Genomic DNA, 18,779 nt, shown 5'->3' on the forward strand with positions numbered 1-18,779 from the left:
CCCTTTATGTCTGAAGTAAACGAAATTCTGAAAAAAGTCACTGCCAGCATTGAAGATGCAACCAGCAAATTCAACGCGAAAGCAGAAGAGGCACTGACCGAAGCGAAAAAGAATGGTCAGCTCTCAGCTCAGACCAAAGATGTTGTAGATAAAATGGCGACAGAGCTCAATGCTCTTAAGGAAGCTGAAAAAACCCTTAAGGCCAGCCTTGGTGAGCTGGAACAGCATGTTGCCCAAATGCCATTGAACAACGCTGCTAAAGTTACCGAAACTGTTGGACAGGTGGTGATTAATAGCGAGGCGTTGAAGGCCTTTGCCGCGAGCGTTGAAGGCAATAAGCGCGTAAGCGTCCCAGTTCACGCGGCCTTGCTTTCTACAGATGTTGCAGATGGCGTGGTTGAACCACAGCGACTGCCTGGCATCGACACTGCACCAAAACAGCGTCTCTTCATTCGTGATCTGATTGCGCCTGGCCGCACATCTTCACCGGCTATTTTCTGGGTGCAGCAAACGGGCTTTACCAATGCAGCGAAAGTCGTTGCAGAGGGGACTGCCAAACCTTACAGCGATATTGAATTCGCAACTAAAATCACGCCGGTGACAACCATCGCGCACATGTTTAAGGCATCCAAGCAGATCCTTGACGATTTCGCTCAACTCCAGTCTACGGTTGACGCTGAGATGCGTTACGGCCTGAAATATGTTGAGGAACAGGAAATCTTGTTCGGCGACGGTACTGGTGTGCACCTGCACGGCATCGTTCCTCAGGCCTCAGCATTCGACCCGGCATTTTCTGTTGAGAGCCAGAACGGGATTGATGATCTGCGCCTGGCAATGCTTCAGGCTCAACTGGCTCGTTTCCCTGCATCTGGCCACGTTCTGCACTTCATCGACTGGGCGAAAATTGAGCTCACGAAAGACAGTCTGGGCCGCTATATCCTGGCTAACCCGGCATCTCTGACTGGCCCTACGCTTTGGGGGCTTCCGGTGGTAGCTACTGAGGCAGCAGCTTTCCAGGGCAAATTCCTGACAGGCGCATTCAATGCCGCAGCTCAACTGTTCGATCGTGAAGATGCCAACGTGGTTATCTCCACCGAAAACGCCGACGACTTCGAGAAAAACATGATCTCCATTCGCTGCGAAGAACGTCTGGCGCTGGCCGTGAAACGTCCTGAGGCGTTCGTTTACGGTTCATTCAGCACCGGCGCGGGTAGCTGATAACTATTGCGGCCTTCGGGCCGCTTTTTTTCGGGGCAAATAAATGCTTGATCAGAATGTGGTGAAACAGCATTGCCGCATTGATACCGACTTTACGGGTGATGATGCTCTGCTGGAGATTTACACAGGTGCGGCGGCCCGGTACGTCCAGACATGGACACGGCGAACGCTCTATGAAAAGGAAAGCAGCCCTGGCTACGCTGACGACCCGGACCCGATACTGCTCAATGATGATGTCAAGGCAGCCATGCTACTGCTTATCGGTCACTGGTATGCAAACCGGGAAGCGGTAAACATCGGAAACATTACGACAGAAATTCCTTTCGCCGTAGAAGCACTTTTGCAGCCCTATCGGATTTATGGATTGTAGGGGGTGTTATGCAGGCCGGAAGACTGAGAGACAGGATCACAATACAGAATATTACTACGGAAAGGGATGATTCCGGTCAGCCAGTTGAATCCTGGCATGACGGCGCAGAAACCTGGGCAGAAGTAAAGGGCATCAGTGGGCGTGAACTGGTAGCCGCTGGCGCTGAAACCGCAGTCGCTACTATCAGGGTATGGACACGATTTCGTAACGATATAACTGCTGCGTCCAGACTCAGGGTTATGACTGGCCCGTTAAAGGGTGCCATTTTGAATATCATTGGTCCGCCAATCCCTGATTCTCGTGGTATTCAGCTCGAAATTCTTTGTAAGCAGGGGATCGAAAAATGATTGAGACGAGCCTCGATTTTTCCGGCCTGAATGACATCGCAAAGGATCTGGAGGCGCTTAGCCGCGCTGAAAACAATAAGGTTCTGCGTGAAGCCACGCGCGCCGGCTCGGAAGTGCTTAAGGAGGAAGTGATCGCACGTGCACCGGTACGCACCGGAAAACTGAAAAAAAACGTGGTGGTGGTGACCCAAAAAAGCCGCCGCCGCGGGGAAATTTCTTCCGGCGTCCATATTCGTGGCGTTAACCCGCGCACCGGCAACAGCGATAACACGATGAAGGCGAATAACCCGAGAAACGCCTTTTACTGGCGATTCGTTGAGCTGGGCACCGCGAACATGCCTGCACATCCGTTTGTGCGACCCGCTTACGATACTCGCGAGGAAGAGGCCGCCAGCGTCGCCATTGCCAGGATGAATCAGGCTATTGATGAGGTATTGAGCAAGTGAATGAAGATAATATCTACGCCTTGCTTTCTTCCCTGGCAGAAGGACGGGTATACCCCTATGTTGCGCCATTAGGTAGTGACGGGAAACCGTCTGTCTCTCCACCCTGGATTATCTTTTCCATCGTCGATGATGTTTCCGCTGACGTGCTGTGTGGCCAGGCAGAGAGCAGGGTTTCCGTTCAGGTCGATGTGTATTCCACAACGATCACTGAATCACGATCCCTGAGAGATTTGGTGCTCGCTTCGCTTGAGCCGTTAACCCCTACAGAGGTGGTAAAAATCCCCGGGTACGAGCCAGATTATCGGCTCTACCGTGCCACCCTGGATTTTAAAGTTACCCCCTGACAATTAATTCACCCACGAACCCGCCTGATGGCGGGTTTTCTTTTTCCAGGAGACAGATATGTCTGCACTTTATGAAAAATCGCAGCTGACGAAGATCCTTATTTCCTCCCTGCCAGCCACCAAAGAAACGATGGATTCCGCAACCTTCCTCGATCTGAGTTGCACCATCAAAGAAATTCAGTTCACCGGTGGTCAGAAGCAGGATATCGACGTAACAACACTTTGCTCTACCGAGCAGGAGAACATCAACGGCCTGCCTTCTCCGTCAGAAATCTCTCTGTCCGGCAACTTCTACAAGAATCCGGCGCAGGACGCCTTGCGTGATGCGTATGACAACGATACGACCTACGCTTTCCAGGTCATTTTCCCGTCCGGCAAGGGCTTTAAGTTCCTGGCTGAAATCCGCCAGCACACCTGGTCTTCCGGTACCAACGGCGTAGTGGCGGCAACGTTCTCCCTGCGCCTGAAAGGTAAGCCTGAAAACATCGAGTCTGGCTCCTGAGAGGTCGCATGAAGAATATTAAAAATCTCGCCCTGGCTAAGATGTCGGGTTTTCGTCATAAGACGGTCGCCGTTCCTGAGTGGGAAGGCGTCAAAGTGGTTCTGCGTGAGCCGTCTGGTGAAGCCTGGCTGCGCTGGCAGGAAGTGGTTAAAGCGGGTGCTGATGATGAAAATGTGTCGGTATCGGAAAAGGCACACCGTAATCTTTGCGCTGACGTGGTGCTCTTCATTGACGTTCTGTGTGACACCGATAAGCAACCGGTATTCAGCGTAGACGAAGAAGAGCAGGTGCGTGAAATCTACGGCCCCGTCCATTCACGCCTGCTCAAACAGGCGCTTGACCTGATCAACAACGCGGACGAAGCGCGGGAAAAGTCTCAACCCCCGGAGTAAAGTTTCTGATGTCGCTTGCGCTCCGGATGGGGCGCACGCTCTCAGAGCTTCGGCAGAATATGACGGCAAGCGAGCTTCTGATGTGGATTGAGTACGACAGGCAAAGTCCGGTTGGCGATATCCGTGGCGACATTCAGGCCGCCCAGCTCGTCTCTGCCATCTACGGCTCACAGGGGGCAAAAGTACCGCTGGACGATGCGATCCTGCGATGGGGTGGCGATGAGCAATCAGAACCGAAGGACCCGTTTGCAGGGCTTGAGGCTGCTTTATCAAACGCAGCGGCAACTAATTAAATGCTAAAGTCAAAAAATAGAATTTCGAATTTCCTTTGCTCACGTTTATGTATTTTAATAACCTCCTTACTTCTGGAGGTGTGAAAATGAAAAAGGTAGTTGGTATTTTATTAGTTATGTTCGCAGTTACTGGATGTAAATCTTTAGACTCAGTTAGGGCTACAAAGCCTGTAAACATTGGGGAATCTGATAAGAGCGTTAACTCATTCTCATCTTGTGTCTCTGGGAAGTGGGCTGGAAATGGAACACCAGTAACTTCCTTGCCGCTTGAAAATGGCATAAGCATACTCGTCCCTCAGGCAATGGGGGGTTATGACGTAGTTCTTGACGTAACAGAAAATAATGGGAAAACAAGTTACGTGCTCTACGAAAGAGTGCCCTCAATGACATCCGACTCATATGAGAAAACGGTATTATCTTGTAGATAAGAAAACATAGATAAAACAGACCCGCTCCGGCGGGTTTTTTTTCGCCTGGAGAAATGTGATGGCAACATTACGTGAATTGATTATTAAAATTTCCGCTAACTCGCAATCATTCCAGACGGAAATTTCCCGCGCCTCACGAATGGGGCAGGATTATTACCGCACTATGCAGAATGGTGGTCGGCAGGCCGCTGCTGCTGCCAGAGAGAGCGAAAGGGCGCTCTCTGATTTGACTGCCGGATTTGCATCTGCTGGAAGGGCTGCCGCCGCAGCTACGGCAGCTTTTGCAACGGGTAAAATTGTGCAGATTGCTGATGAGTGGAACTCCGTAAACGCTCGCCTTAAACAGGCATCATCTTCTGCTGATGATTTTGCCGCTTCACAGCGTCAGTTAATGGAAATCAGCCAAAGAACCGGCACGGCATTTTCAGATAACGCAAACCTTTTTTCCCGCGCAGCAGCCTCAATGCGCGAGTACGGTTATAGCTCTGACGAAGTTCTGAAAATTACAGAAGCTGTCTCTACCGGCCTCAAACTTTCTGGGGCTAACACCCAGGAAGCGAGTTCTGTTATCACTCAATTCAGCCAGGCGCTCGCACAAGGCGTTCTTCGTGGTGAAGAATTTAATGCCGTTAACGAAGCCGGTGATCGGGTAATCCGCGCTCTGGCTGCGGGAATGGGTGTAGCCCGTAAAGACCTCAAGAGCATGGCTGACCAGGGACAGCTTACGATCGATAAGGTTGTCCCAGCTTTAATGAGCCAGTTAGGAGCATTGCAGGGCGAATTTGCCAGCATGCCACAAACGGTTTCTGGATCCCTTCAAAAAGTAACTAACTCATTCATGGCCTGGGTGGGCGGTGTAAACCAGGCAACCGGTGCTACTGATGCGTTGTCTGGCGGATTGGATAATGTTGCCCAGACGCTTGATTCTTTTACTTCATCAGCAGTGAGCGGCGCGCTGAATGACGTTGCTGACAACATGTCAACAATTACAACAGTCGCTGGGGCGCTTGTTGGTGTTGGGTTGGCAAGATACCTCAGCGGAGTTGTAACCAGCGCCACTAGCGCAACAGGTGCGCTAATTTCAGCTGCGAAATCAGAGGTTGCCCTTGCTGTCGCTCAGGACAAAGCGGCTCAGTCTGCTGTAGCAGCTTCCAGGGCTGAAGTTTACCGTGCTCAGCAAGCGGTTCAGAGATCGCGAAGCGCAGATGTTCAGGCCGCTCAGCAAGAAAAAATTGCGGCAGCGGAAGCAAAAGTCACAGCAGCTCAAGCCAGACTAACTACTGCTCTTGCAAGTGGCTCCGCCACAGAAAAAGTCAGGGCCAGAACTGCGCTTGAGCGTGCGCAGGCAGGGCTGGTGGCTGCAAAAAATGCCGACGCCCAGGCTCTTGCTGAAAGACGACTGGCTTCTGCGGAGGCAGCCAGAGACAGGAATCTGGCAAATCGCGTCTCAACCCAGCGAAATCTCAACAATGTAACATCAGTTGGTACTCGCCTGATGAGTGGTGCACTTGGTCTCATCGGCGGAATACCGGGTTTGGTCATGTTGGGTGCTGGTGCCTGGTATGCGGTTTATCAAAATCAGGAGCAGGCCCGTCGTTCGGCGCAGGAATACGCCACCACAATTGATGAAGTGAGTAAAAAGTCGAAGGCAATGTCTTTGCCTGAAGCTTCAGACAATGCTGAGAAAACGCGCGCAGCATTGAATGAGCAGAACAGGCTGATAGATGAACAAAAGAGCAAGATAGAAAATCTGAAAGAGCAGATAGCTGGTTATCAGTCAGTGATCAGTAATCCCGGTCCAACGACCAGCGGTGGTTTCATGATTAACCACCTGACATCTTTGGATACCGTGACCCGTGGACTGGCTACAGCCACTGAAAAGTTATCTGTTGAGCAGGAAAGGCTTGCCCAGATGCAGGAGAAATCTGCCTCTATCCAACAGGTTCTTGAAGGTCTTGAGCATCGGCGTGTGACGCTAATTCGGGAGGAGGCAGCGAATCAGAACCGGGCTTATCAATCACTTCTGTTGATGAATGGGCAGCACGATGAACTTAATCGATTACTCGGCCTGGGTAACCAACTCCTTATGGCGCGTCAGGGACTGGCTAACGTCCCGCTCAGACTTCCGCAGGCAGACCTCGACAAAAAGCAAACTGATGCCCTCGAAAAGAGTCGCCGGGATCTGGAGTTGTCACGCCTGAAGGGTGAGGCCAAAGAGCGCCTGCGTCTGAGTTATGCAGCCGATGACCTGGGGTTAACCAGTGATCCGCAATTCCAGACAGGCCGTCAGGAGTTGATTAATAACGGTCTTGCTGAATGGCGGAATAATGAGGCCAACAAACCTAAGGCGAAGGGTGGTAAAACCGAAGGAGAGAAAACCGAGGATGTGTATAAGCGCCTTATCAAGCAGCAAAAAGAGCAGATTGCTCTTCAAGGCCAGAATACTGAACTGGCGAAGGTTAAATACCAGGTCAGCCAGGGCGAACTTGCTTCTCTGACAGAAGCCCAGAAAAAGACGGTATTGCAGAATGCTGCGCTGATTGACCAGGTTAAATTACGTGAGCAACTGCGAAATTACGAAGCCAACCTTGCTGACAGTAACGCCAGCGCCCGCGCAGCCAATGAAGCGCAACTGCTGGGCTACGGGCAGGGAACCAGGTTCCGTGAAAGACTTCAGGAGCAGTTCAATCTGCGTAAGGAGTTTGAGCAGAAGAATACCGATCTTCTCCGCCAGCGTCAGGCTGGTGAAATCGACGAGACGTTCTATCAGCAGGGGCTGGCACTTAATAAGCGCTACCTCGAAGAGCGCCTGCGCGACCAGGAGGGATATTACGCAGCTTCTGATGCGCAGCGTGACGACTGGATGACGGGACTGTCTGAGGGTTATGCGAACTGGGTGGACGAAGCTACTGACTATTCTTCCATGGCCGCTGACGGCATGAAGCAGGCCATGGGTGGCGCGGTCACCACGATCACCGACATGCTCAATGTCAACGTTGACAGCTGGAAGGACTGGGGCGTGAGCGTACTGAAGATCATCCAGAACGTTCTGGTGAACATGGCTGTTGCTAATGGCGTCAGCTCAATTGGATCACTGTTCAGTTTTGGTGCCTCGTCAGCCGCAACCGCCAGCAGCGGTACCGCTATTCAGAATGCTGGCGCGAACTTCACATTTAATGCGAAGGGTAATGTTTACGACTCTCCGTCCCTGAGCGCTTACAGCAATGGCGTTTTTCAGACGCCTCAGCTGTTTGCTTTTGCTAAAGGCGCAGGGATTTTCGGCGAGGCAGGTCCTGAAGCCATTATGCCCCTCACGCGGGCACCTAATGGTGATCTTGCCGTTCGCGCAGTGGGGATGCCGCAGGTCTCTGGCGGCGTGCCTTCAGTTAACTTCGGCGATATCAATATTCAGGGCGGATCTCCACAGGCGTCCAGTCAGGGTACTGCCGGCGCCGCTGGCAGACAACTGAAAGATGCCATCACTGGCGCCATTAACGAACAGGCCAGCATGCCGGGCTCGCCTCTGTGGCGATTAATCAAGGGAGTTTAACCATGGCAGTCGAAACCTTCAGCTGGTGCCCAAAGGTTGCCTCTCAGGTTGATACAAGTTTTCGTACCCGAAAGGCGCAGTTTGGCGATGGCTATACACAGGTGGCCGGGGACGGCATCAACCCGGTAACACCTCAGTGGAGCGTGAGCTTTACCGGCGACGAGGCTTACATTCAGGCCATTAAAAACTTTCTGAACAGACATACAGGGTGGAAGTCATTTATCTGGAAGCCGCCGCTTGAGCCTTCAGGTTTATGGCGCGCGGAATCCTTCCAGATATCTACCCACGGCAACAAAAAATACACCCTCAGCAGCACATTCATACAGGCATACCATCCATGAGTATTTCATCTGATGTCCAGAAACTGGAACCGGGTAAGCGCGTCCGCCTGATCGAGGTGGACGGCTCAGCGTTCGGTGCGGGTATTCTTCGCTTTCACAACGAGACAATCCCCCATACCGAGGCGGAAATCATCGCCGCAGGCGGCGACGAGTCAAAACTTGAGCCGAGGTCGGTGTGGTGGCAGGGGCAGGAGTATGGCGCGTGGCCGTATGAACTGACCGGCATATCTGTCAGCAGTGACGGCCAGAGTTCACGGCCGTCTCTCACCGTTGCAAACATCAGCGGCACGATTGGCGCGCTGTGCCGAAGATTTCAGGGGATGGCTAAAGCAAAGGTGATCATCCATGACACCTTCGCCCACTATCTGGACGTAAGAAATTTTCCTGACGGGAACCCGACTGCGAATCCCAACGAGGAGCGCAAACAGGTTTATTACATCGACCGTAAATCAGGATCAGACGATGAAACCGTAGGGTTTGAGCTTTCCAGTCCAGCCGATCTGCGCGGGCAACTCATTCCGACCCGGCAAATTCAGCCAATGTGCACGTGGTGCATGCGGGGCTGGTACAAAACCGGGAATGGCTGCACCTACGCCGGGCAAAACGGCTGGTTCGATAAAGACGGCAACCGGGTGGATGATCCTTCACAGGATGTTTGCTCCGGACTGCTGTCAACGGGCTGCAAACCTCGTTTCGGAGAGAATGAGCAGCTGGATTATGGCGGGTTCCCCGGGGCTTCACTTCTGAGAGGATAATCATGCGCGACAAAACAGTTAGCGCCATTCTGGCGCATGCCGCCGCATCCTTCCCCGAGGAGTGCTGTGGCGTGGTTATTCAGAAGGGGCGGGTGGAGAAATACATCCCCTGCAAAAATAATGCTGAGTCGCCGACTGAGCAATTTGAACTCAATCATGAGGATTATGCGGCCGCCGAAGAGCAGGGAACTGTGGTGGCGATCGTCCACAGTCACCCCGGCGACGGGGCAACAACCCAACCGAGCGAGCTCGACATGCTGATGTGTGATGCCACGGAACTGCCGTGGATTATTGCATCGTGGCCGGAGGGCGACATTCGCACCGTCATGCCTCGCGGAGACCGACCCCTCACAGGGCGCCAGTTTGTTCTCGGATATGCAGACTGCTGGTCTCTCATCATGGACTATTTCCGCATCGAACACGGCATTGAACTGCCCAACTACAGCGTAGATCGCCACTGGTGGGAGCAGGGTGAAAACCTCTATATGGACAACTGGCAGGAATGCGGTTTTCGTGAGTACGACGGTCCCGCTCAGCCAGGTGACATGGTTATCATGCAGGTTCAGTCCACCGTCCCGAACCATGCCGGGATTTTGCTTGATGGCAACATGCTACTGCATCACATGTATGGCCAGCTAAGCCAGCGTATTCCCTACGGTGGCTATTACCGTGACCGTACCATCAAAATTCTGCGTTATAAGGATTTGATGTAATGGAAAGAAAAACCGTTATCAAACTCAGCGGCTCAATGGCTCAGCGATTTGGCAGGACACATCACCGCGCACTAACATCGGCCAGCGAAGTGTTCAGGGCGCTTTCTAACACCATTGACGGCTTTGATGCTTATCTGCGCGAGACCAGAGCGAAAGGGCTGGACTTTGTCATCTTCCGAAACCAAATAAACATAGGCAAGGAAGAGTTTGATCTTCTTGGGCCTGGCGATGAGCTCCGAATTATCCCTGTCATACGCGGTAGTAAAAGGGCGGGCCTCTTTCAAATTGTCACTGCCGCCGCAATTGCGGCCTTCACCTGGTGGAACCCAATAGGATGGGCAGCAAGCACACAAATGGCACTATATGCCGCAGCTGGTTCTATGGCCGTTGGCGGTGTAGTGCAGATGCTCTCTCCTCAGGTTTCAGGTCTGCGAATGCGCCAGGAACCTGATAACAAACCCTCCTATGCGTTTGGTGGTCCCGTTAACACGACAGCATCTGGCAATCCCGTCCCCCTGCTTTATGGGCAGCGGGAAATTGGCGGCGCAATTATATCCGCCGGGGTTTATGCAGAAGATCAGCAATAAACCAAAACACGTACTGCATGCCACCTGACGGTGGCTTTTTTATGGACGCGATATGACGACGACAATCATCAAAGGCCGCGGTAAAGGTGGCAGCAACCAGACCCGAACGCCCGTTGAAGCACCGGACAGCATTCAGTCCATTGCAAGGGCAAAGGTGCTGATTGCTCTTGGGGAGGGTGAGTTCGCCGGCGGGCTTGACGGTAAAAATATTTTTCTTGGTGACTCATCTTCATACACGCCTCTTCAGAACGCCGACGGAAGTTATAACTTCAATAATGTGAAATATGAGTTCCGTTCCGGTACTCAGGACCAGGACTACATTCAGGGCTTCCCTGGCATTGAAAACGAACTTCAGGTTTCATATGAGCTGAAACAGGCTGTGCCGTACGTGCGCGCGGTATCCAACACGCAGCTCTCTGCGCTGCGAATTCGCCTGGGATGGCCAACTCTTTTACTCCAGAAAAACAACGGCGACAAAGTCGGCACCCGCGTCGAGTATGCTATCGATCTGTCGGTCGATGGCGGGCCGTATGAAACGGTGGTTAACGGTGCTGTTGATGACAAAACCACGTCGCTTTATGAGCGCAGTCACCGCGTCAATCTTCCGAAAGCCTCGACTGGATGGCAGTTGCGGGTTCGCAGAATCACGCCGGATTCCACGAGCGTGAATATCGTCGACACCATGCGCGTTGTGGCCGTTACTGAAATTATTGACGCCAAACTTCGCTACGTTAACACAGCGCTGCTGTATGTAGAGTTTGACGCAAAGCAGTTCCCTAATGGCATTCCTCAGGTTGTGTGCAATCCGAAAGGGCGAATCATCCGTGTACCTGATACTTATGATCCCGAAACCCGCACTTACTCTGGTACATGGGAGGGCGTATTTAAATGGGCATGGACGGATAACCCTGCCTGGATTTATTACGACATCATTCTGAACGAGCGCTTCGGGCTGGGTCAAAGAATCGATGCGACTCAGATAGACAAATGGGAACTTTATCGCATCGCCCAGTATTGCGATCAGCAGGTACCAGACGGCAAGGGCGGAAGCGGGACGGAGCCTCGTTTTCGTTGCAACGTTTATATTCAGGACCGTAATGACGCCTGGACTGTACTTCGTGATCTGGCGGGTATATTTCGCGGCATGACGTACTGGGGCGACAATAAGATGTATGTCCTGGCTGATATGCCACGGGATGTGTGGCACATCTATAACCACGCCAGCGTTGTTGAAGGAAAATTTACCTTTGCGGATCCGAGTGAAACCACCCGAAACACTGCCGCGCTGGTGAACTGGTCAGACCCAGCCAATCACTATAAAGACACGCCTGAGCCTGTTTACGATAACGATCTGGCCATGCGCTTCGATTATCGTCAGCTCGAAATGACTGCGATCGGCTGCACCAGGCAGTCAGAGGCAAACCGGCGGGGGCGCTGGGCGCTGCTCACTAACGGTATCGGCGAGGTGGTGACCTTCAGCACGGGCATGGACGTTCCCCCCGTTGGTGAGGTGATCGGCGTGGCAGCTAACGAGCTGGCCGGAAGAACTATCGGTGGCAGGGTAAGTGCGGTTAACGGCCGCAACATAACCCTCGATCGCGCCGCTGATGTGAAGGCCGGGAACCGGCTGTTTTTGAATCTTCCGTCAGGCACAGCTCAGGCCAGAACCGTCCAGGCCGTTAACGGAAACACAGTCACTGTCACCACACCCTACAGCGAAACGCCGGAGGCTGAATGTAACTGGGGTGTGGACTCTGACGATCTGTTTATAGCGCTTTTCCGTGTTACGGGAACGCGGGACAACAACGACGGTACTTTCGAGGTCACCGGGACGACTTACAACCCAGATATCTATTCCGCTGTTGATACCGGCGCAAGACTGGACGAGCGGCCAGTCAGTGTCATTCCACCGGGGGTTCAGGCTCCCCCAGGAAATATTGTCGTAGACAGTTACTCTACGGTTAACCAGAACATTGCGATTACCACTATGCGCGTTGCCTGGGATTCTGTTCAGGGTGCAGTTGCGTACGAGGCGGAATGGCGGCGTGACAGCGGCAACTGGATTAGTGTGCCCCGAACGTCTTCTCTCGGCTTTGAAGTGCAGGGTATCTACTCGGGTCGCTACCTGGTCCGTGTCAGGGCGGTGAACGCCAGCGACGTTTCATCAGTATGGGCGACATCATCAGAAGTAAATCTTACGGGTAAAGTGGGCAATCCGCCGAAACCGGTCGGCTTCATCGCTTCTGATAATGTGGTTTTCGGTATCGAGCTGAGCTGGGGATTCCCGGCGAACACCGACGACACGCTGAAGACGGAAATTCAGTATAGCCTGACCGGGACGGAAGACGATGCGATGCTGCTGGCCGATGTGCCTTACCCGCAGCGCAAATATCAGCAGATGGGCCTTAAGGCTGGGCAGATTTTCTGGTACCGCGCGCAGCTGGTGGACCGCAGCGGCAACGAATCAGGTTACACAGAATGGGTGCGCGGGCAGGCCAGCATCGATGTATCCGATATCACCGATGCAATCCTGGAGGACATGAAAGGCTCCGATACGTTCAAAGACTTGATCGAGAACGCGGTGGACAGCAGCGGAAAACTGGCAGAACTGGCTGATGCAATCAAAGAGAACGCAGACGGCCTTGCTGCTGCGGTTGGCTCGAACAAGCAGACCGCTGAAGCAATCATCGGAAACGCGCTGGCTATTGCCGATGTTGTCGTGCGCCAGACAGCCCAACAGGGCGCTAACTCTGCGACTTTCGAACAGCTCCGGGAGGTGATCGCTACTGAGACGGAGGCACGCGTAACGGATGTTACCCGTCTTGAGGCAAAAACAGCGCAGAACGTAGCGGGAATTACCGAGGTAAGGCAGGCTCTGTCAGATGAAGCTCAGGCAAGGGCTACTGCTGTTGATCAGCTCACTGCGAGTACTCAGGTCATTTCTGATAAAGCTGATTCGGCTTCGAGTAAAGCTGATGCTGCATCAGGTAAGGCAGATGCAGCTGAACAAGCCAGCTCACAAAACACTGCTGATATCACCACGTTGCGACAGGTTGTCACCGACACGACTTCATCAATGGCATCCCGCCTGGAGGAGCTGGGAGCAAGAACCGATACTGCCAGCGGCGGCATCCAGAATAACGCTATCGCGCTAATAACGAGTACGCTGGCGCAGGTTGATCAGCAGGTGAGACTCAGCGCGCAGTACGGTGACAGCAAGGCCGGCATCGATCGTATTGATAACGTCATGGCAAGCGACAGGGAGGCAACGGCGCGTTCGCTGCTGAGTTTGCAGACTGACGTGAACGGCAACAAGGCATCCATCAACAGCCTGAACCAGACGTTCTCCGATTACCAGCAGGCCACGGCCACGCAGATAAACGGCATTACGGCGACCATCAACGGGCATACGTCAGCCATTACTACTAACGCTCAGGCCATCGCGAACGTTAACGGGGACCTGAAGGCGATGTACAGTATCAAGGTCGGGTTATCCAGCAATGGTCAGTATTACGCGGCAGGGATGGGGATCGGCGTGGAGAATACGCCGTCCGGCATGCAGTCGCAGGTTATCTTCCTGGCTGACCGCTTCGCCGTTACTCACCAGGCAGGAGCGACCGTTACGCTTCCGTTCGTTATCCAGAACGGGCAGACCATAATCCGGGACACGGTCATTGGAGACGGGACGATTGGAAACGCCAAGATCGGCAGCTATATCCAATCTTCAACCTGGGACGGCACCGGGAACGTTGGCTGGCACATCAACAAATCTGGCTACGCGACGTTTAACAACGTGACCGTTCGCGGCTCGATTTACGCCACAAACGGTAATTTTTCTTTCAATGGCTCCGGCAATACAACGGTGATTAATGGTAATGGCGTAACCATTAATATTCCGGGTGGCGGCCGCATCGTACTGGGGACGTGGACATAAAATGCCGACAGGACTACTGATAGAACTAAATGACGGCGGAAAGCGCATGGAGATAACTGCGGGCCTGCGATGCCCGTCATTTGGGGCCAACTTTGACAGTGGCTACCAGAAAGCCAAGTACGCTGATGTTGCCGGTTATGTTTCCGGGGCGCAGGTGCTGTTTATCCCTCACGCGACGGCTTACCTTGATTCAGGGCTGCTTCATAAAATGAACTCGGTCACCATATCCGGTGGCCGCGTGACGCAGAACTCCACGATGAAGGATGTAAGTATCAGTGAGCGTGAGAGTACGTACACGTTCCCCGGAAGCATCTGGCAGATTTTTCCTCCTGGCCAGCGTAAAGGAGAAGGCCTGCTTATTGATGACAGTACTGACTTCCTGGCGATTACCAATGCCACGCAGTCAGGGCAGTGTATCTGGAAGGGTTCCGTCAATGTTCCCACTGGCGGCTGGGCTGTTCCCACAATAGCGGGATACGACAAGTCCAAATATATCGTCTTTGGGCGCTGCAATAGCGGTAACACAGTCGATTTCGATGGCAACACGGTCAGGTTCTTCAGCCCTCCATCCACCAACGATGACGCTCCGACAACCGGCACGATAGATATTGTCATATTCGCCAGTGGTGTGGCGCCGCAGCCGGGCACGGGGCTAAACATCCTCAATGCAGCCGGGGCTTGCACGTTTTCGACTACAAAGCGGCCTTTCGTTTACCTCAATCAACTCTGGACGCCTTCGAAAAATGCCGTGAGCATCGGCAGCGGCTATGTTCCGCTGGGCAGATTCGGGCTGATGGCCCATGAAGTAAATGGCATGTATGTGTATCGAATGTTTGGAATAAAAATACAGAACGGCAGTGCTTCAGTTCAGGGTGGGAAATATCTTGGGCGCGAGCGGTATGCAATTTTTGGTAATGACACGGTAACGCCACTGAACCTTCCCGTTCTACCCGATATGTACGTCTGAATAAACTGTCTTTTTAATCAACCTCGCTCCGGCGGGGTTTTTTATTGCCTGGAGAAAACATGATTTATAGTACTGGCACTATCGCCATCAGCGGAAACACCCTTACAGGTACCGGCACAAACTTCACTGCTGCTGGTTCTCTTATTCGTAACGGCTGTACCGTTTTTGCAATGACCAGCCCTGTGCAGGTATTTCAGATTACCACCATCGGCAGCGCAACAAGTCTCACCGTAACGCCAGCAGCTAACCCAACTGTTCCCGCTGGAACCCGATTTGCCATTCTTCTGAGTGACAGTCTGAGCGTGGATGGGCTGGCGCAGGATATCGCTGAAACCTTCACGATGTACCAGCGCTACATGAGCGGGTTCGCTGATGTGATGAACGGTACTACAGACGTCACTATCACGATTAACGGTGTGGCCGTTACCGTGCCGGGCCAGAAATCACTGGCGAAGAAAGGGGCTAACAGCGATATAACCAGCCTAAGCGGCCTGACTACCGCACTCAGTATCAGTCAGGGCGGAACAGGTGCAAAGAATGCTGCTGACGCCCGCACAAACCTCGGTTTGGGAGATGCGGCCACAAGGGGAGTCACGAGCGATAAGATCGCCCCTAATGCGGGGGGCGGCACCGTTCCAACTCTGGGAGCTCTCGGATTTGGGAACGCACGACATATAGAGAATTTTTCTGACACTACTATTCTTGGCTTTGGGCGGTTTACCACAAGCACAGCAAACTCTCCTGGCGGCAATGGTGTTGGTCTCCAGCTCCAGTGGGATGGGTATCCAAACACAACTTGGTTCGTATGGGACTTAGCAGGGCAGGCGTGGATACAGCAAGGGCATGTGCAGGGCGGGCAATATCGGTGGTATAAAGTGTACACCGCAGCAAACACCACTGTTTCATCTGACGGTACTCTTAAAGCTGCTTCCCCAGTAGTCAAGCTGTTTGCAGACGGTTCGTTTGAAACTAATGGCGAATCAGAAGGCTGTAGCGTAACTCGTATGAAAGCCGGAGAGTATCTGATCGAGGGATGCATGGGCATGAACTCGGATGCGGCGTGGTGCGGCATTGATGGCGGGTTCGATATCCCTAAAGATCGCAATGGGCAGGCCCTAATCTGGCTGGACTATGAGGTTAATGCCGACGGATCTGTGCTGATAAAAACTTATCACCGGGAATACCCGACAGCACCGATATTTGCGAGGAACTCACGGGAAGGTTTAGTGGATGGAGACCCGGTCGACATTCCGGCCGATCAGTATGTTAGCGTTCGTGTAGAGATGCCACAAAACAGTATCTGGAATCAGCGTGGCGCTATTTCTGACGCTCCTCTAGAACTGACAGAGCAGCCTATGGACATTCAGCCTTAGAAATTGATAGGCGAACCCAAATTGATCTGCATTCCATTTGAAACTACTGTATACAAAAACAGTAATAAAGGGAGTGCAGATTATGCCCCGAATTTCAGATATTCAGGCCGCCTTTATTGCGGCCATAGAGCTTAACCCAAAGGGCTACCGCTACCTGAGAACAGACAGCTTTATAGAAAAGTTGCGTGGTTTTAACTGGCACTTCACCCGAGCCGACGCCAATGCATGGATAGAGCGCAATCAGCCAGGCTTCGCTGACAAGACGACAGACGGTAGCGATAACCGGTACTGGATCCTGAGAAACATGGGGAGGGTCCTCTGATGGGATTTGCATCACCTGCTACCGATTACGTCGAACGCCAACTTTCTCCATCCGTTCTGTGCAACATAGGGGCCGAAAGCAGGGTGCTTGAAACAGATGTTGGGTTTGCAGTCATTGAGCCAGCCACGAAAAAAAGGCCAGGAGATGTATTGTTAATTTTGTGCGACGGCCACACGCAGTTTGCAAAACTGATGGGTAAGTCATTGATCACGGATGATGGCGAGGCAATAGAAGGAACCGCTCTGGAAGAGGTGGAAGTGTTGGGCAGAGTGACGTTCTTCATCAATCGTGCATTAGATGATGATTGCCCTGCAATATAGATAAAGTTCCCCATGCTTCACTGACGAATAACCAGCCATAAGCGGCTGGTTTTTTTGTGTGGTTTGGTCGGAACGAGAGAATTTTAACCTCCATACCATGATGGCATCCTAAAGCTCAAAGGAAGTTTTGCATAATCACTTCTTCAAAATCGCATTCCCCAAAATAAAATTTAAGTGAATGAAAAACATGGAGAAAAATGAGGATGAAAATGCAATAAAATCAGCCAGAAAAACAAAGTTAACTGGCTGATTAATAACATTTAATTGGAGGTTGTCGCACTCTGCTTCTGGAACAGTTCCCGGAAGACCGGGTAGATGTCATCCTGGTCACGAATGTGCTGCATCGCAAAGTTATCGAACATCGCTTGCAGATGCTCATACTCACGCCACAGCGTCTGGTGGGCGCGACGGGTAATTTCAATGTAGCTGTAGTAACGCACCACCGGCAGGATCTTCTTCGCCAGAATTTCATGACACAGCGGCGAGTCATCCGCCCAGTTATCGCCATCCGATGCCTGCGCGGCGTAGATATTCCACTGCGCCGGATCGTAGCGCTCCTTCACCACCTCGTCCATCAGCTTCAGGGCGCTCGACACGATGGTGCCGCCGGTCTCCTGCGAGTAGAAGAACTCATGTTCATCCACCTCTTTCGCCTGAGTGTGATGGCGGATGTAGACCACCTCCACGTTCTTATACGTTCTGCTCAGGAACAGATAGAGCAGAATATAAAAACGCTTAGCCATATCCTTGGTGGCCTGATCCATTGAACCTGATACGTCCATCAGGCAGAACATCACCGCCTGACTGGAAGGCTCCGGCCGTTTTTCGTAGTTCTTGTAGCGCAGGTCGAACGTGTCGATAAACGGCACCCGGTCGATCTTCGCCCGCAGTTCGGCGATCTCTTTTCGCAGGCGCTCCTCTTCCAGCAGTTGCGCGGGTTCCGTGTTTTCCACCACTTTCAGGCTGGTTTCCAGCTCGCGCAGTTCGCGCCGTTTGCCTGCCGTCATCGCCGTGCGTCGCGCCAGTGAGTTTTGCAGTGAACGCACCACGCTGATGTTGGCGGGCACCCCGTTTGCGGTATAACCCGCGCGATGGGTTTTGTATTCGTTGAGCTGACGGTGCTGATTCTTTCTCAGATTCGGCAGGGCCAGATCCTCAAACAGCAGGTCGAGATATTCGTCTTTTGAAATCTGAAAGACGAACTCGTCCTGGCCTTCACCGTCCTGGCTGGCCTGCCCCTGACCGCTGCCAGAACCGCCGCCTCCGCCTTGGGGCCGCTCGATTCTGTCATTCTGGACGAAGTGGTCATTACCTGGGTGCACGCGATGGCGAAGGCCGCCACGCCCCTGATGAAACATCGGTTCGCTGATGTCATCGTTAGGGATGGAGACGGATTCGCCGCTGTCGACGTCGGTCACCGAGCGTTTGTTGATGGCCTCGGAGATCGACTGTTTAATTTGCGCTTTATAACGGCGCAAGAAGCGCTGGCGGTTCACCGTGCTCTTGTTTTTGCCGTTAAGACGCCGGTCAATAAACCAGGTCATATATCCCCCGTACTGCATTTGCCAACTTGCAGC

General features: G+C 52.8%; 19 protein-coding genes and 1 pseudogene. 19 read left to right on the top strand and 1 reads right to left on the bottom strand.

The features are described 5' to 3' along the window. The first annotated feature begins 6 nt into the window (after positions 1-6). From KTH07_RS06725 to KTH07_RS06815, 19 genes and pseudogenes are all read left to right on the top strand, one after another. The gene (locus tag KTH07_RS06725) at positions 7-1,218 is read left to right on the top strand and encodes a phage major capsid protein (RefSeq protein WP_023296252.1); all 1,212 of its coding nucleotides are present in this window, start codon (positions 7-9) and stop codon (positions 1,216-1,218) included. 43 nt (positions 1,219-1,261) lie between these two features. Then, a complete protein-coding gene (locus KTH07_RS06730) occupies positions 1,262-1,588 on the top strand; it encodes a head-tail connector protein (RefSeq protein WP_032665373.1) in 327 nt (108 codons plus the stop codon). Positions 1,589-1,596: 8 nt separating this feature from the next. Further along, complete coding sequence (locus KTH07_RS06735) at positions 1,597-1,935, top strand: phage head closure protein (protein ID WP_045342763.1); 339 nt, start codon at positions 1,597-1,599, stop codon at positions 1,933-1,935. Then, positions 1,932-2,381, top strand: a complete 450-nt coding sequence (locus KTH07_RS06740) for an HK97-gp10 family putative phage morphogenesis protein (protein WP_045342762.1) — start codon at positions 1,932-1,934, stop codon at positions 2,379-2,381. The genes KTH07_RS06735 and KTH07_RS06740 overlap by 4 nt, the downstream gene beginning before the upstream one ends. Next, positions 2,378-2,725 (top strand): DUF3168 domain-containing protein, encoded by a 348-nt coding sequence (locus KTH07_RS06745; RefSeq protein WP_045342761.1) that lies wholly within the window; start codon positions 2,378-2,380, stop codon positions 2,723-2,725. Before KTH07_RS06740 ends, KTH07_RS06745 begins: the two co-directional genes overlap by 4 nt. Positions 2,726-2,783: 58 nt before the next feature. Continuing rightward, a pseudogene (locus KTH07_RS06750) lies at positions 2,784-3,203 on the top strand (phage tail tube protein); the annotation flags it as partial. Positions 3,204-3,235: 32 nt separating this feature from the next. Then, positions 3,236-3,619, top strand: a complete 384-nt coding sequence (locus KTH07_RS06755) for a phage tail assembly chaperone (RefSeq protein ID WP_045342760.1) — start codon at positions 3,236-3,238, stop codon at positions 3,617-3,619. 8 nt (positions 3,620-3,627) lie between these two features. Then, positions 3,628-3,912, top strand: coding sequence for a DUF4035 domain-containing protein (locus KTH07_RS06760; protein ID WP_045342758.1), 285 nt, complete (start codon positions 3,628-3,630; stop codon positions 3,910-3,912). An 86-nt stretch (positions 3,913-3,998) separates the two neighbouring features. Then, positions 3,999-4,340: a hypothetical protein gene (locus KTH07_RS06765; protein WP_072049625.1), complete on the top strand. Its 342-nt coding sequence runs from the start codon at positions 3,999-4,001 to the stop codon at positions 4,338-4,340. 58 nt (positions 4,341-4,398) lie between these two features. Continuing rightward, positions 4,399-7,890 (top strand): phage tail tape measure protein, encoded by a 3,492-nt coding sequence (locus KTH07_RS06770; protein ID WP_045342757.1) that lies wholly within the window; start codon positions 4,399-4,401, stop codon positions 7,888-7,890. A gap of 2 nt (positions 7,891-7,892) precedes the next feature. Further along, complete coding sequence (locus KTH07_RS06775; protein ID WP_022648882.1) at positions 7,893-8,231, top strand: phage tail protein; 339 nt, start codon at positions 7,893-7,895, stop codon at positions 8,229-8,231. Then, positions 8,228-8,986: a phage minor tail protein L gene (locus KTH07_RS06780; protein ID WP_126530069.1), complete on the top strand. Its 759-nt coding sequence runs from the start codon at positions 8,228-8,230 to the stop codon at positions 8,984-8,986. The genes KTH07_RS06775 and KTH07_RS06780 overlap by 4 nt, the downstream gene beginning before the upstream one ends. 2 nt (positions 8,987-8,988) lie before the next feature. Then, complete coding sequence (locus KTH07_RS06785) at positions 8,989-9,699, top strand: C40 family peptidase (protein ID WP_022648880.1); 711 nt, start codon at positions 8,989-8,991, stop codon at positions 9,697-9,699. Further along, complete coding sequence (locus KTH07_RS06790; protein WP_077022318.1) at positions 9,699-10,286, top strand: tail assembly protein; 588 nt, start codon at positions 9,699-9,701, stop codon at positions 10,284-10,286. Before KTH07_RS06785 ends, KTH07_RS06790 begins: the two co-directional genes overlap by 1 nt. Positions 10,287-10,338: 52 nt before the next feature. Then, positions 10,339-14,220 (top strand): DUF1983 domain-containing protein, encoded by a 3,882-nt coding sequence (locus KTH07_RS06795; RefSeq protein ID WP_214580933.1) that lies wholly within the window; start codon positions 10,339-10,341, stop codon positions 14,218-14,220. Positions 14,221-14,266: 46 nt separating this feature from the next. Next, on the top strand, positions 14,267-15,187 hold the full coding sequence (locus KTH07_RS06800) for a DUF6453 family protein (RefSeq protein ID WP_234834302.1): 921 nt from the start codon (positions 14,267-14,269) through the stop codon (positions 15,185-15,187). 59 nt (positions 15,188-15,246) lie between these two features. Continuing rightward, positions 15,247-16,560 carry a hypothetical protein gene (locus tag KTH07_RS06805; RefSeq protein ID WP_075606905.1) on the top strand — a complete coding sequence of 438 codons (1,314 nt, stop codon included), beginning with the start codon at positions 15,247-15,249 and terminating at the stop codon, positions 16,558-16,560. An 82-nt stretch (positions 16,561-16,642) separates the two neighbouring features. Continuing rightward, positions 16,643-16,882 (top strand): hypothetical protein, encoded by a 240-nt coding sequence (locus tag KTH07_RS23450; RefSeq protein ID WP_022650864.1) that lies wholly within the window; start codon positions 16,643-16,645, stop codon positions 16,880-16,882. Further along, on the top strand, positions 16,882-17,202 hold the full coding sequence (locus KTH07_RS06815) for a hypothetical protein (protein WP_022650865.1): 321 nt from the start codon (positions 16,882-16,884) through the stop codon (positions 17,200-17,202). The genes KTH07_RS23450 and KTH07_RS06815 overlap by 1 nt, the downstream gene beginning before the upstream one ends. 260 nt (positions 17,203-17,462) lie before the next feature. Here the strand turns inward: KTH07_RS06815 and KTH07_RS06820 are convergent, their stop codons facing one another. Beyond that, positions 17,463-18,746: a YeaH/YhbH family protein gene (locus KTH07_RS06820; RefSeq protein ID WP_045325006.1), complete on the bottom strand. Its 1,284-nt coding sequence runs from the start codon at positions 18,744-18,746 to the stop codon at positions 17,463-17,465. Between the last annotated feature and the right edge of the window lie 33 nt (positions 18,747-18,779).

This window comes from Enterobacter cloacae complex sp. ECL72 (genome assembly GCF_019056635.1).
Classification (GTDB): Bacteria; Pseudomonadota; Gammaproteobacteria; order Enterobacterales; family Enterobacteriaceae; genus Enterobacter; species Enterobacter hormaechei_C.